The organism is Pseudonocardia ammonioxydans (assembly GCF_900115005.1).
Taxonomy (GTDB): Bacteria; Actinomycetota; Actinomycetes; order Mycobacteriales; family Pseudonocardiaceae; genus Pseudonocardia; species Pseudonocardia ammonioxydans.
The window spans coordinates 126,902-140,727 of sequence record NZ_FOUY01000014.1; the positions used below are offsets into that span (position 1 = coordinate 126,902).

General features: G+C 73.8%; 14 protein-coding genes. 5 read left to right on the top strand and 9 right to left on the bottom strand.

Features of this window, described 5'->3' with window-relative positions; genetic code table 11:
- Window positions 1-38: 38 nt before the first annotated feature.
- The 3 genes from BM093_RS15485 to BM093_RS15495 all read right to left on the bottom strand — a co-directional run bounded on the left by BM093_RS15485 (window position 39) and on the right by BM093_RS15495 (window position 3,172).
- The gene (locus BM093_RS15485) at window positions 39-1,112 is read right to left on the bottom strand and encodes an aspartate-semialdehyde dehydrogenase (protein WP_425439161.1); all 1,074 of its coding nucleotides are present in this window, start codon (window positions 1,110-1,112) and stop codon (window positions 39-41) included.
- A 15-nt stretch (window positions 1,113-1,127) separates the two neighbouring features.
- Window positions 1,128-2,393, bottom strand: a complete 1,266-nt coding sequence (locus tag BM093_RS15490; RefSeq protein WP_093343503.1) for an aspartate kinase — start codon at window positions 2,391-2,393, stop codon at window positions 1,128-1,130.
- Between the two features lie 200 nt (window positions 2,394-2,593).
- Window positions 2,594-3,172 carry a CGNR zinc finger domain-containing protein gene (locus tag BM093_RS15495; RefSeq protein ID WP_093343504.1) on the bottom strand — a complete coding sequence of 193 codons (579 nt, stop codon included), beginning with the start codon at window positions 3,170-3,172 and terminating at the stop codon, window positions 2,594-2,596.
- Window positions 3,173-3,198: 26 nt separating this feature from the next.
- On the opposite strand from BM093_RS15495, the gene BM093_RS15500 reads away from it, so the two are divergent.
- Together BM093_RS15500 and BM093_RS15505 are read left to right on the top strand one after the other, a co-directional pair.
- Window positions 3,199-3,408 (top strand): hypothetical protein, encoded by a 210-nt coding sequence (locus BM093_RS15500; protein ID WP_093343506.1) that lies wholly within the window; start codon window positions 3,199-3,201, stop codon window positions 3,406-3,408.
- Between the two features lie 64 nt (window positions 3,409-3,472).
- Window positions 3,473-3,658, top strand: a complete 186-nt coding sequence (locus tag BM093_RS15505; protein ID WP_093343509.1) for a zinc transporter Slc39a7 — start codon at window positions 3,473-3,475, stop codon at window positions 3,656-3,658.
- 30 nt (window positions 3,659-3,688) lie between these two features.
- Here BM093_RS15505 and BM093_RS15510 read toward each other — a convergent pair whose 3' ends face one another.
- Window positions 3,689-3,994: a hypothetical protein gene (locus tag BM093_RS15510; protein WP_245773542.1), complete on the bottom strand. Its 306-nt coding sequence runs from the start codon at window positions 3,992-3,994 to the stop codon at window positions 3,689-3,691.
- Window positions 3,995-4,280: 286 nt separating this feature from the next.
- Between BM093_RS15510 and leuA the strand changes: the two genes are divergently transcribed.
- Complete coding sequence (leuA, locus tag BM093_RS15515; protein ID WP_093343514.1) at window positions 4,281-6,077, top strand: 2-isopropylmalate synthase; 1,797 nt, start codon at window positions 4,281-4,283, stop codon at window positions 6,075-6,077.
- A 317-nt stretch (window positions 6,078-6,394) separates the two neighbouring features.
- On the opposite strand, the gene BM093_RS15520 is transcribed toward leuA, so the two are convergent.
- Both BM093_RS15520 and BM093_RS15525 read right to left on the bottom strand, forming a co-directional pair.
- Window positions 6,395-7,324: an ABC transporter substrate-binding protein gene (locus tag BM093_RS15520; protein WP_218162785.1), complete on the bottom strand. Its 930-nt coding sequence runs from the start codon at window positions 7,322-7,324 to the stop codon at window positions 6,395-6,397.
- Between the two features lie 47 nt (window positions 7,325-7,371).
- Window positions 7,372-8,280: a helix-turn-helix domain-containing protein gene (locus tag BM093_RS15525; protein ID WP_177238499.1), complete on the bottom strand. Its 909-nt coding sequence runs from the start codon at window positions 8,278-8,280 to the stop codon at window positions 7,372-7,374.
- Window positions 8,281-8,563: 283 nt separating this feature from the next.
- Between BM093_RS15525 and BM093_RS15530 the strand changes: the two genes are divergently transcribed.
- Window positions 8,564-8,767 carry a hypothetical protein gene (locus BM093_RS15530; RefSeq protein ID WP_093343520.1) on the top strand — a complete coding sequence of 68 codons (204 nt, stop codon included), beginning with the start codon at window positions 8,564-8,566 and terminating at the stop codon, window positions 8,765-8,767.
- Window positions 8,768-8,909: 142 nt separating this feature from the next.
- Here the strand turns inward: BM093_RS15530 and recR are convergent, their stop codons facing one another.
- Entirely contained in the window at window positions 8,910-9,527 is a 618-nt protein-coding gene (gene recR / locus BM093_RS15535; RefSeq protein ID WP_093343523.1) for a recombination mediator RecR, read from the bottom strand.
- A gap of 1 nt (window position 9,528) precedes the next feature.
- Complete coding sequence (locus tag BM093_RS15540) at window positions 9,529-9,843, bottom strand: YbaB/EbfC family nucleoid-associated protein (RefSeq protein WP_093343526.1); 315 nt, start codon at window positions 9,841-9,843, stop codon at window positions 9,529-9,531.
- A 128-nt stretch (window positions 9,844-9,971) separates the two neighbouring features.
- Between BM093_RS15540 and BM093_RS15545 the strand changes: the two genes are divergently transcribed.
- Entirely contained in the window at window positions 9,972-10,769 is a 798-nt protein-coding gene (locus tag BM093_RS15545) for an N-acetylmuramoyl-L-alanine amidase (RefSeq protein WP_093343529.1), read from the top strand.
- Between the two features lie 51 nt (window positions 10,770-10,820).
- Here the strand turns inward: BM093_RS15545 and BM093_RS37325 are convergent, their stop codons facing one another.
- On the bottom strand, window positions 10,821-13,757 hold the full coding sequence (locus BM093_RS37325) for a DNA polymerase III subunit gamma and tau (protein WP_425439162.1): 2,937 nt from the start codon (window positions 13,755-13,757) through the stop codon (window positions 10,821-10,823).
- Between the last annotated feature and the right edge of the window lie 69 nt (window positions 13,758-13,826).

Here is a 13,826-nt window from a genome sequence, read left to right on the forward strand (position 1 = left end):
TTGTCGCGGTCAGGACCGCGACAACCACTCACGAGCCACTACCCTGCGGCTGCGACCGTCTCCGCGATCTCGTAGGTGTTCAGCGCGGCGCCCTTGCGCAGGTTGTCACCGCACACGAACAGCTCCAGGGTGTTCGGGAAGTCCAGCGACTGCCGGATCCGCCCGACCACGGTCGGGTCCCCGCCGACGGCGTCGGCCGGAGTCGGCCACTCGCCCGCCGCCGGGTCGTCCTTCACCACGATCGTCGGCTGCGCGGACAGCACCTTGCGGGCCGCCTCGACCGGGACGTCGCGGGAGAAGGTCGCGTGGATCGCCAGCGCGTGCGTGGTGACCACCGGGACCCGGACGCAGGTCGCGGACACCTTGAGCTCGGGGATCCCGAGGATCTTGCGGGACTCGTTGCGGACCTTGAGCTCCTCCGACGACCAGCCGTCGTCCTTCAGGGAGCCGGCCCACGGCACGACGTTGAGCGCCAGCGGCGCCGGGAACGGCGAGCCCGCCTCGGAGCCGACCGGCACGCCCGCGTCGGTGAGGACCTTGGCGACGTCGCCGGACACGTTGCCCGCGCCCTTCCCCGCCAGCGCCTCGATCTCGGCGTAGAGCTGGTCGATGCCGGGCTGCCCGGCACCGGAGGCCGCCTGGTACGAGGACACGACCAGGGCCTCGAGCCCGAACTCGCGGTGCAGTGCACCCATTGCCGCCATCATCGACAGCGTCGTGCAGTTCGGGTTGGCGATGACGCCCTTCGGCCGCTCGGTGACCTTGTCGGCGTTGACCTCGGGCACCACCAACGGCACCTCGGGGTCCATCCGGAACGCGCCGGAGTTGTCCACCGCGACGGCGCCGCGGGAGGCCGCGATCGGCGCCCACTCGGCGCTGACCTCGTCCGGGACGTCGAACATCGCGATGTCGACGCCGTCGAACACCTCGGGCGCGAGCTCCAGCACGGTGATGTCCTCACCGCGGACCCGCAGCACCTTGCCCGCGCTGCGGGCGGAGGCGACCAGGCGGATCTCCCCCCACGGCACCGACTCGCGGGAGTCCATGATCTCGATCATCGTGGAGCCCACGGCGCCGGTGGCGCCGACGAGGGCCAGTACGGGCTTGTCCATGCCTGCCATCTCAGCTCACCGGCCCGTTCCCGCGGCGACCACCGCGTCGTCGTCGGCGCCCAGCTCGAACGCCTCGTGCAGGGCCTGCACCGCGGTGTCCAGCTGGTCGGAGCGGCAGATCACCGAGATGCGGATCTCGGAGGTGTTCATGGTCTCGATGTTGATGCCGGCGTCGGAGAGCGACTCGCAGAACTTCGCGGTGACGCCCGGGTGGTTCCGCATGCCGGCACCGACCAGGGACACCTTGCCGATGTCGCTGTCGTAGAGCAGCTCGCTGAAGCCGATCTCGCTCTTGGCCTTCTCCAGCGCCGCGACGGCCCGGTCGCCGTCACTGCGGGGCAGCGAGAAGGTGATGTCGGTCTTCTTGTCCGAGACGTTGGAGATGTTCTGCAGGACCATGTCGATGTTGATCTCCGCGTCGGCGACCGTGCGGAAGATCTTCGCGGCCATGCCGGGCGTGTCCGGCACGCCGGTCACCGTGATCTTGCCTTCCGACCGGTCGTGCGCGACGCCGGTGATGATCGGATTCTCCAACGGAATCTCCTCGATCGAGCCGGAGACCAGCGTGCCCGGCTTGTCGTTGTAGGAACTGCGCACCCGCAGCGGGACGCCGTAGCGGCGGGCGTACTCGACGGCGCGCAGGTGCAGCACCTTCGCGCCGGACGCGGCGAGCTCGAGCATCTCCTCGTAGGTCACCGACTCCAGCAGGCTCGCCTTCGGCACGATCCGCGGGTCGGCCGAGTAGACGCCGTCGACGTCGGAGTAGATCTCACAAACGTCGGCCTCCAGCGCGGCGGCGAGTGCGACGGCCGTGGTGTCCGACCCACCGCGCCCCAGCGTGGTGATGTCCCGGGAGTCCGCGCTCATCCCCTGGAACCCGGCGACGAGCACGATGTGGCCCTCGTCGAGGGCCTCCCGCAGCCGGTAGGGGTTGACCTCGGTGATCCTGGCGTCCCCGTGCTTCGAGGTGGTGAGCATGCCGGCCTGCGAGCCGGTGAACGACCGGGCCTCCGCGCCGAGGGCGTGGATGGCCATGGCCACCAGGGCGTTCGAGATCCGCTCCCCCGAGGTGAGGAGCATGTCCATCTCCCGCAGCGGCGGCTTGGGCGAGATCTGCTCGGCGAGATCGGTCAGCTCGTCCGTGGTGTCCCCCATGGCGGACACGACGACGACGACGTCATGACCCTCCTTGCGGGTACGGACGATCCGCTCGGCGACCTTCTTGATCCGCTCCGCGTTCTCGACCGACGAGCCGCCGTACTTCTGCACGACGAGGGCCACGCCGACCTCCTGTCCTGGCTCCGCGGTCCGGAGCCGTCGGGTGCTCTCTTCGGCCACGGGGACACGTGGGTGACGTACCCGCGGCGCTGGTCGGAACGGCACACTACCGGCGCGGGGCGTCCGATTTCAGGCTCTGACCCGGCCTCGATGACTCAACCCACACGGCCGTGGCCGCGACGCCCCCGATCCGGTATCCCGCGTCACGCGCGGGCCCGGGAGGACCGGCCCGCGGCCGCACCCGTGAGCTCGCCCGTGGGCTCCGGCGGGCGCTGCGCGCCACGGTGCCGCCGGACGGCGTCGGTGTTCCCGCACCGGGCACTGCAGTAGCGCCGGCGGCCGTTGCGGGAGACGTCGGCGAACACCCGCTCACACCCCGGGGCGGCGCACCGGCCGAGCCGGTCCATGCCCCGGGTGACGAGGTGCGTCGCGGTGCCGGTGGCGATCAGCGCGTGCAGCACCCCGGCCAGGCCGAGGTCGTCGTCGCGGTGGTGCAGGTGCCAGTGGCCGTCGTGGTCGGTGAGCCGCGGGGGCCCGGTGCCCTCGGCGAGCAGTGCGTTCAGCAGGTGGGCCCGCCCGGGGCCGGGTTCGGCGTCGACCACCGCCGTCCAGCGGTCCAGGAACGCCCGTACCGCCGTCAGATCGGCCGGCACCGGCTCCCACTCCCGGACCAGGCCCGCGCCGAGACAGCGCTCGACCAGCTCCGCCAGCGACGACGGCGGGTCGTTGACCAGCTCCACCGCGAGCAGGACGGGGTCCCGGCCGTAAGGGTTGATGTGCACAAAGCCATTACAGCAGGCTCGGCCGGGTGGACACACCCCTGGAACACGAGTGGGAGACGGCGTCGCGGCACCGGTCGTCGGAGGGCGTCGTGGTGTACCAGCACTGTCGCTGCGGGACCCGGCGCATCCGCCTGGAACGGGCCCTGACCAGCGATTTCCTGTTGCAGGAGGGACGCAATGGAGATGTGCTGGAGACAGTCGCGCAGCCCTTCCGCGGGCGTCGGCGGCCGGTCTAGCGTCGCTCGCGCCGGGGTCCCGTCCCGGGATCCGCCCGCGCCCACCGCCTCCGAGGAGATCTCCATGAGCAGCGCCGTGCACACCCACGAACACACCCACGAGGGCGTGCGTCACACCCACGCCCACATCGGCCACGGCCACGAGCACGTGGACCACAGCCACGAGCACACCCACCCCGACGGCACCACGCACGCGCACGGGCACAGCCACGACGCCGCTGCCGTCGAGGAGCACGGGCACGCCCACTGAGCAGGCGGGCCCGGCCGGGGACGCCGTGCGCTACACCCGGCGCAGCAGCCGGACGACGACCGCCGTCAGCACCATCCACAGGATCGCGGCGACGCCGTAGTTCAGCGTCACCGCCAGCTTCGGCTGTTCGGGGGTGAACAGGTCACCGAGGCCGAGGTTGAACTGGCCGGCCCAGTCCGCGACGAACTCGGTCAGGAAGTTCTGCGGGTTCGCATCGAGCAGCGTCAGCACGATGTGCGCCACCAGGATCGCGACGATCACCAGCCCGACGACCCGCGCGATCGTCGCGATGATGCCGAGCCCCTGCCGCATGGTCGTTCCCACCGTTGTCGCCATCGCACACCCTCCCGTCGTGACGGGCGTCGATGATCGCATCGCGACGCCCTCGCCACCCGTCCAACGACGGCCGTGGCCGGGAGTTGTGATGAGTTCGTTGCTGCCCGTCCACGATCGGGTGGGGCACCGGGTTGCCGTGCAACGGGGGTTCGGGTCTACCGTGGGGGGCATGGCGCGCCTGCTCCTTCGCCGCCGCGGCGGGGTCTGACCGACCGGCCCCTCGTCGCGGGGTTTCGCGTGTCCGCCGGTCGACAACCGTCCAGCGAACACACAGGGAGCACCCCCAGTGAGCACGTCCCCCGACGCCTTCTCCTCCCGAGCCGCCAGCAACGTCCGGACCCCGGACGGCCCCGCGCACTCCGGCCAGCCGGCATGGAACCGCCAGCGCGGCTCGCAGATGCCGTTCCACCGGTACAAGCCGTTCCACCAGCTGGTCGAGCCGGTCTCGCTGCCCGACCGCACCTGGCCCGACAAGATCGTCGACCGGGCCCCGCTCTGGTGCGCGGTCGACCTGCGTGACGGCAACCAGGCACTGATCGACCCGATGAGCCCGCAGCGCAAGCGGCGCATGTTCGACCTGCTGGTACGCATGGGCTACAAGCAGATCGAGGTCGGCTTCCCGGCCGCCAGCCAGACCGACTTCGACTTCGTCCGGGAGATCATCGAGCAGGGCGCGATCCCGGAGGACGTCCAGATCCAGGTGCTGACCCAGGCCCGCCCGGAGCTGATCCAGCGGACCTTCGAGGCCTGCGAGGGCGTGCACTCCGCGATCGTCCACCTCTACAACTCGACCTCGATCCTGCAGCGCCGGGTCGTGTTCCGTTCCGACCGCGCGGGCATCACGAAGATCGCCACGGACGGGGCCGAGGAGGTCGCGAAGTTCGCCGAGAAGTACCCGTCGACCGACTGGACCTTCCAGTACTCGCCGGAGTCCTACACCGGCACCGAGCTGGAGTACGCCGTCGAGATCACCAACGCGGTGAGTGCGATCTGGCAGCCGACGCCCGAACAGCCGATGATCGTCAACCTGCCGGCGACGGTCGAGATGGCGACCCCGAACGTCTACGCCGACTCCATCGAGTGGATGCACCGCAACCTGGCCCGGCGCGACGCCCTGGTGCTGTCGCTGCACCCGCACAACGACCGCGGCAGCGGCATCGCCGCCGCCGAGCTGGGCTACCAGGCCGGTGCGGACCGGATCGAGGGCTGCCTGTTCGGCAACGGCGAGCGCACCGGCAACGTCGACCTGGTCGCGCTGGGGATGAACCTGTTCACCCAGGGCGTCGACCCGCAGATCGACTTCTCCGACATCGACGAGGTCCGCCGCACCGTCGAGTACTGCAACCAGCTGCCGGTGGCCGAGCGGCACCCGTGGGGCGGCGACCTGGTCTACACCGCCTTCTCCGGCTCGCACCAGGACGCGATCAACAAGGGATTCGCCGCGATGGAGGCCGACGCCGCCGAGGCGGGCCGCCCGGTCGACGACCACCCGTGGGAGGTCCCCTACCTGCCGGTCGACCCGAAGGACATCGGCCGCACCTACGAGGCCGTCATCCGGGTCAACTCGCAGTCGGGCAAGGGCGGCATCGCCTACGTCATGAAGACCGAGCACCAGCTGGACCTGCCGCGCCGGCTGCAGATCGAGTTCTCGCACGTCATCCAGGCCTTCACCGACTCCGAGGGCGGCGAGGTCGAGCCGAAGGCGATGCGGGACGCGTTCGACCTGGAGTACCTGGGCCGCGAGACGCCGCTCAAGCTGGTCCGGCACCGGATCACCAGCGACGGCGAGGGCCAGGACGAGATCGTGGCGACCGTCCGGGTCGAGTCCGACCTGCACGAGATCACCGGATCGGGCAACGGCCCGATCGCGGCCTTCGTCGACGCGCTGGCCGGGATCGGGTTCGACGTCCGGGTGCTCGACTACCACGAGCACGCCATGGGCGGCGGGGACGACGCCCGCGCGGCCGCCTACGTCGAGTGCGCCGTCGAGGACAAGGTCTTCTGGGGTGTGGGGATCGACAGCTCGATCACCAGCGCCAGCCTCAAGGCCGTGGTGAGCGCGATCAACCGCGCGCTGCGCTGAGACAGCGCCGCTCCCGGGGGCTTCCGCCGCCCCCGGGGGCACCCTCGGGGCAGATGGCGCTCCCAGGGGCACCCTCGGGGCACACAGCGCTCCCAGGGGCACCCTCGGGGCCCGATGCCGTTGGCCCCATGAGTGCTTCCGCAACGCCCGATGCCCCGAGGGGCACCCTCGGGGCACATGGCGCCACGAGGGTGCCCCTCGGAACCGTGAGCCGGCTGGGCCGACGCCGGGCCGGGGCTGCACCCGGGTCCGGACCGGGATCGGCGCGGACCCGGGCGGCGGCGCCGAGCGTGCGTCCGGCCCGGGACGCTGCGGCATCACCCCAGGGTGCGCTCCAGATCGTCGAGGATCATGCCCGCACCGGTCGGGCCGATGGCGAGCATCCAGGCGTCGTCGTCGACGGTGTGCGCCCGCCCCTCCCGGACCGCCGGCAGCGTGGCCCACAACGGCGCGACCTGCGCGAACGGCTCGTCGCCGGACAGCCCGTACGCCGTCGCGTAGACGACGTCGGCATCGGCGGACCCGACCTGCTCGGGCCCGATCGACACGGCGATCTCCTGCTCGTCGCGGACGTTGTCCGGGCGGGCGAACCCGGCGTCGGCCAGGACCGAGCCGACGAACGAGCGCGGCCCGTAGAGCCGGATCTCGTCGGTCATGAAGCGCACGACGCTGACCGTGCGCTCGGCCGCGCCGGCCCGCTCCCCCAGTGCCGCGGCGCGCGCGGTGTACGCGTCGAGCAGCTCGGTGGCCTCACCCTCCTTGTTCAGGGCCGTGGCGTAGAGCCGGAGGTTGTCCTTCCACGCGGCACCGGTCTGCTCGGCGAACACGGTCGGTGCGATCGCCGAGAGCTGCGGGTACAGCGACTCGTGGCGCACCTTCGAGGACAGGATCAGGTCCGGCGCCAGCGCGGCGATCGCCTCGAGGTCGGGTGTGATCATCGCACCGACCGGGGCGATCCCGTCGGGGACCTTGCCCTCCAGGTAGGACGGCAGCGCGCCGTCGGCCGTCGCGCTCGTCGCCCCGACCGGGGTGACGCCGAGGGACAGCGCCGCGTCCAGCTCCTGGCTGTCGAGCACCACGACGCGCGACGGCTGCTCGGGGACGGTCGTGGAGCCCATCGCGTGGGTGACCTCACGGCCGCCCTCCACCGGGGCAGCCGGGGCCGCGTCGCCACCGCAGGCGGCGACCGTGGCGGCCATCGAGGCCACGGCCAACAGTACGGCGAAGCGCCGCAGAAGGATCGTCACGCGGGAGAGTGAAGCAAGGCTCGCCTCACTCCCGCAAGAAGATCAGTTCAGAGCCCGGCGACCGGGTGCTGCGCCCCGTCGGCCGCACGGTGCCGGTCCCGGTACCCGGCGACGACCTCCCGCGAGGCGTCCGCCCCGAGCGCGTCCGCCCGCACATCGGCCAGCACCCTGCGGTAGGCCTCGAGGTCCTTGGCCGAGTCGAGGAACGCCTCGCCGGCGTGCCCCTCGGTGTGCACCACGTCGGACCCGAGCTCGTCCGGGATCTCCAGCACCGCGAACCGCCCGGTGTGTGCCCGCTGGACCCCGGCGGTGAACGGCAGGACGAGCACGGTGACGTTCGGCAGCCGGGAGAGCTCGAGCAGCCGGTCGAGCTGGTCCGCCATCACCCCCGCGCCGCCGGTCGCACGGACGAGCACCGACTCGTCGATCACCGACCGCAGCCGCAGCGGTGGCGTGCCGGTGAGCGCCTCGTGCCGCCGCCGGCGCAGGTGGACCAGCTGGTCGATCTCCCAGGCGGCGTGGTCGGGCAGCCGGGCACGCAGCACCGCGCGGGCGTACTCCGGGGCCTGCAGCAGGCCGTGCAGCACCGACAGGTCGAACGCGTCGACGCTCGTCGCGTCGGTCTCCACCGCGGCGTAACGCCCGGGCGCGGGCAGGGCGTAGCGGTCGGTCCGCAGGCCCTCGGTGAACGGCTCCCACCAGCCACGGGTCCGGCTCTGGGTCACGAGCCGGTGCAGCATCTCGGCCTCGACCTCGGCCACACCGCCGTAGAGGTGCAGCAGGGCGTCGACGTCGGCGGCACGCGGCACGCCCTTGCCGTTCTCCAACCGGCTGACCTTGGAGGTCGAGCAGGCGAGCCGGCGGGCCACGTCCTCGAGCTTCAGGCCGGCGTTGCCGCGCAGCCGCCGCAGCTCCGTCCCGAGTCGCCGGCGCGCGCCGACGGGCTCCTGCTCCACCCGGCCTCCCGATGCTCCGCTCGCGCCTGCTCCGGCGCGCCACCATGCAATCACACCACGGTTGCAATCTCGCGTCGTCTGCAATTCTCATCAGAATTGCAATTGCACGACGAGCCGGAGTTCCGGCATGCTGGAGTCGGCGAGGTGACCGGGGACACAGGCTCCGCCGCTCGCCGCAGTCCACCCGGGACGAGCAGAACAGAAGGGAGCACGAAATGATCCGCAAGGCACAGGTGCCGCACAACGGCAAGCGCGAACGCGCCCGCGTCGGGCGGTGGACGCCATGATCACACTGCTGGTACTCGCCCTGGCCGGTGTCGCGGCCATCGTCCTCACCGCGATCGTGCTCGGCGTGACCGACTCCCGGCAGCGGAGCGCCTGGCGCCGGATCGCTGCGGAACGCCGCCGCGCGTGGGAGCGACGGCAGCATCAGCTGCACGGCGGCCCGCACCACGTCGATGCGTGGGGTGACGAGGACACCGACTGAGGACGGCGGCCGCGCCGGGGACGCGGGCGGCGCAGCGGCGGGGGGTTGCTGCGACCGTCCGGACTACGGCGGCCCCGGACTACGGCGGCCCTGAACTTCAGCGGCCCTGAACTTCAGCAGCCCTGCACTACCCGGCCCCGGACTACAGCGAACGGCGTCCGGCGAGCGCCCGGCCGAGCGTCATCTCGTCGGCGAACTCCAGGTCGCCCCCCATCGGCAGGCCGGACGCGAGCCGGGTCACCGTGAGCCCCGGGAAGTCGCGCAGCAGCCGGACCAGGTAGGTCGCCGTCGCCTCGCCCTCGGTGTTCGGGTCGGTGGCGATGATGACCTCGGAGATCGCCGTCTCGTCCTGGGCCGGGCCGGTGCCCCCGAGCCGGGCGAGCAGCTCGCGGATCCGCAGGGTGTCGGGGCCGATCCCGGCGAGCGGATCCAGCGCGCCCCCGAGCACGTGGTAGCGCCCCTTGAACTCCCGGGTCCGCTCGACGGCCAGGACGTCCTTCGGCTCCTCCACCACGCACACCAGCGTCGGGTCACGACGTGCGTCCGCGCAGTATCGGCACCGGGTGTCCGCGGACACGTTGCCGCACACCTCGCAGAACGCGACCCCCTGCTTCACCGACTGCAGGACCTCCTGGAGCCGGGCGATGTCGGCCGGGTCGGCGGCCAGCAGGTGGAACGCGATGCGCTGGGCGCTCTTCGGACCGACGCCGGGCAGGTGGCCGAGCTCGTCGATCAGGTCCTGGACCGGTCCCTCGAACACCTCAGGCGCCCGGGAGTCCCAGGCCGCCCATGTCGAGGCCACCGGCGAGCGGCCCCATCTTCTGCTGCTGGAGCTCCTGTGCGCGGCGGACGGCGTCGCCGAGCGCACCGGCGACCAGGTCCTGCAGCGTCTCCACGTCCTCCGGGTCGACCACCTTCGGGTCGATCTTCACCGAACGCGGCTCGAGACCGGCCGTGACGGTGACCTCGACGAGGCCGTTGCCGGCCTGCCCGGTCACCTCCGCGGTGGCGAGCTCGGCCTGCGCCTCCTGGAGCTGCTGCTGCATCTTCTGGGCCTGCTGCAGGATCATCTGCATGTCGGGCTGACCGGGTTGCACGCGTACCCCTCGCTGTCGGTCCCGGCTCACGCGTCCGGGGGTGTACCCCGACACGGCCGGCGCGGACGTCTCCGGTGTCCAGGGTAGCCGTGTCAGGCTGTTCCACCGTGCACGCCCCGATCCGTTCCGCAGCCCTCGCAGTGCTGACCGCCGCCGTCCTGTGCAGCGGCTGCGCGGCCCCCGGCGACCCGGCCGGACCGGCACCGGAGCAGACCGCCCCCGAGGGCGCCACGGCCCAGGCGGCCGCGTCGACGACCCCCGATGCCCCGGTCGTGCTGCTCGACCCCGGACACAACGGGGGCAACGGGGCGGCTCCGGACGCGATCGGCCGTCCGGTGCCGGACGGCCGCGGCGGGACGAAACCGTGCAACACGACCGGCACCGCCACCGACGCCGGCTACCCCGAGCACGCCTTCACCTGGGATCTCGCGCAGCGGGTCCGCGAGCGGCTGGAGTCCGCCGGTGTCCGGGTGGTCCTGACCCGCGACGACGACGAGGGGGTCGGCCCCTGTGTCGACGAGCGCGGCGCGGCCGGCGGCCGGGCCGGCGCCGCGGCCGCGGTGTCGCTGCACGCCGACGGGTCGGGCGCCTCGGCCCGCGGGTTCCACGTCGCCTACGCGGATCCCCCGGTGCACGGCACCGGCCCCGGCTCGCTGCGGCTGGCGACGGCCCTGCGCGACGGGCTGAGCTCCGGCCGGTTCGCACCGGCCGACTACATCGGGGACGCCGGCCTGGACGGGCGCGACGACCTGGCCGGGCTGAACCTGTCGACCGTCCCGACGGCGCTGGTCGAGACGGGCAACATGCGCAACGCGGCCGACGCGGCGGTGCTGTCGAGCGCCGAGGGCCGCAGCCGCTACGCCGCGGCGATCAGCTCCGGAGTGCTCGCGTACCTGGGGCGCTGACCGGCCGGGTCACTACGGCCGGGTCACTACGGCTGGGTCACTACGGTCGGGTCACTTCGGCCGGGCACCGAGGTGTTCCTCCAGGATCCCCAGTGCCGTGGCCTCCGGGTCCCGACGGGTGCCCGGCGAGGCGGCCTCGGCGGCGGCCTCGGCGAGCATCGCCTCCTCGTCCTCGGCCTGACCGGCCGGCGTCGACGGCTGCGGCGCCGCGGCGGACGCGCGGCCACCGCGCGGACCCGGCCCGGACTCCTGCGGGTCCGGCGGGGCGTCGTCCGGCGGCGGCTCCGGAGGCAGTGGGATGTCGGAGTCCGCGCCCCCGGACGGGCGTCGTCCGGGCCGGGCGGCCTGCTGTCCGGCCGCCTGCCCGCCCTGGCGCTGTGACGGCCGCTGCGGGACCTGGCGCTGGGGCCGTTCCGGGGCCGCGCGGCGCTGCGACGCGCCGGCCTCGCCCGCCTCGCAGCGGACCTGCCACTGCACGCCGAGGACCGAGCGCAGCGCGTCGCTGATCACGTCGGTGTTGCGCTGCTCGGACAGCCGCCGGGCCAGCGGCGGCGCGGCGATGGCCAGGACGAGGGTGTCCCCGTCGACGGCCCGGACGGTCGCGTTGACCAGCAGCGCCTCGGTGCTGCGACTGCGTTGCCGGACGGCGGCGAGGATCTCCGGCCACACCCGGCGGACGGCCGTGGCGTCCAGCGACGCGGCCGCCGGGGCGGGCTGTGCGGACGCCGGCGGGGCGGCGTCCACGGGGGCACCGTCCCGCGGCGGCGCGGGCCGCTCCGGCGCGGGCTGCTCCGCGGCGGGCTGCTCCGCGGCGGGGCGCTCCGCGGCGGGGTGTTCCGGGGCGGGGCTCTCCGCGGCAGGGCCTTCCGGGGCGGGCCGCTCCGGGGTGGGGCTCTCCGCGGCGGGGCGTTCCGCGGCCGGGGGCTGGGCAGCCGGGGACTCCGGAGCCGGGCGTTGCGGGGCCGGGGACTCCGGCACCGGGTGCTGCGGGGCCGGGGACTCCGCGACCGGGTGGTGCGGGCTGGGGTCACCTTCCGGGGCTCCGGACGAGTCGGCGTCACCAGGCCCCGGAACACCCGCGGCCGCCGCGGGCGACGACGAGGCACCGGTGGCCGCGCCGGACCCCTCGGCCGACCGGGCGGAGCCGCCCGCGCCCTCCTCGGCACCGGACCCGACCGGCTCACCGGCGCCGGCGGGCGACCCGCCCGCCCCCGCAGGTGGCCGGGACGCGCCCGCGGAGACATCGGCTCCGGAGCCGGATCCGACCCCGGAGGCTCCGTCCGCGCCACCCCCGGACATCGGGGTGCCGGCCTCCCGCACGGATCGGCCGCCCGCGTCGGCATCCTGCACGGATCGGGCCTCCGCGCCGGCATCCCCCACGGATCGGGCGTCGGCGGCGGCCTGCTCCGCGCGACCCGCTCCCGCCCCGGCAGCGCTCGCCGCGGGGCCGGTGCCATCAGCCGGCTCAGCGGCGCCCGGCGACATGCCGGGCGACGTCTCCGGCGCCGCGCCGGCCGGCGCCGCGCCGCGCGGGACGGCGTCCGCACCCGCCGGCCCGGATCCGCGGCCCGCCGCGGCCGGCGCCTCGGGTGCCTCGGCGGACCTCGTGGGCGCCTCGGAGGGGGGCGGCCCGCCCCGCTCGGGACCGGCGCCCGGCGCGCCGGCACCACGAGCCGGGCCGGAGCCGCCCGGCGCGGCGGCGCCGCCGGCGTCCGCGGCCTCCTGGCCGGTGCCCCGGGCGGCCCGCTCGCTCGGGCGCACGAAGCGCTTGGCAGGCGCGTCCGTACCGTCGGCTCCCCCGCCGCCGGCGGCACCGGGCTCGGGGGCGATGGCGTTGCGCCGCTCGATCCGCTCCAGCCGCTCGAGCAGCCCACCGTCGGAGGTGGTCGCCGCGGGCAGCAGCATCCGCGCGCACAGCAGCTCGAGCAACAGCCGCGGCGCCGTCGCACCCCGCATCTCGGTCAGGCCCTGGTGCAGGATCTCGCCGTACCGGGTCAGAGTCGCCGGGCCCAGCCGGGCCGCCTGGTCGGCCATCCGGGACAGCTCGTCGTCCGCGCCGTCGATCAGACCCTGCTCGACGGCGTCCGGCACGGCCTGGATCAGCACGAGGTCCCGCAGCCGCTGCAGCAGGTCGGAGGCGAACCGCCGGGGGTCGTGCCCGGCCTCGACCAGGCGGTCCACCGCGCCGTAGACGGCAGCACCGTCGGCCGCGGCGAGCGCGTCGACCGTGTCGTCGATCAGCGCGGAGTCGGTGACGCCCAGCAGCGCGACCGCGCGCTCGTAGGTGATGCCCTCCGGGCCGGCCCCCGCCAGGAGCTGGTCCAGCACCGACAGCGTGTCCCGGGCCGATCCGCCACCGGCCCGGATGACCAGCGGGAACACCGGCGGCGCGACGGTGACCTCCTCCTCGCCGCAGATCCGCTCCAGCAGCGACCGCATGGTGCCCGGCGGGATCAGCCGGAACGGGTAGTGGTGCGTCCGGGAGCGGATCGTCGGCAGGACCTTGTCCGGCTCGGTCGTCGCGAACACGAAGACCAGGTGCTCCGGCGGCTCCTCGACGATCTTGAGGAGCGCGTTGAACCCCTGGCTGGTGACCATGTGGGCCTCGTCGACGACGAAGATGCGGTACCGCGACTCCGCGGGCGCGTAGAAGGCGCGGTCACGCAGCTCGCGGGCGTCCTCGACGCCCCCGTGGGAGGCCGCGTCGAGCTCGACGACGTCGATGTTCCCCGGCCCCTCGGGGGCCAGCGCCACGCAGGAGGCGCACTCCCCGCAGGGCTCCGGTGTCGGCCCCTGCACGCAGTTCAGCGAGCGCGCCAGGATGCGGGCCGAGGAGGTCTTGCCGCATCCGCGCGGACCCGAGAACAGGTACGCGTGATTGATCCGGCCCGCGGACAGGGCCGTGGCCAGGGGCTCGGTGACGTGCTCCTGCCCCACGACGTCGGCCAGCTTGGCCGGGCGGTACTTGCGGTACAGAGCCAGAGCCACGCCGCGAGGCTACCGAGGGACCCCGACAGCCACGGAAGGACGGGGAAGCACAGGGGGGAAGCACAGGGA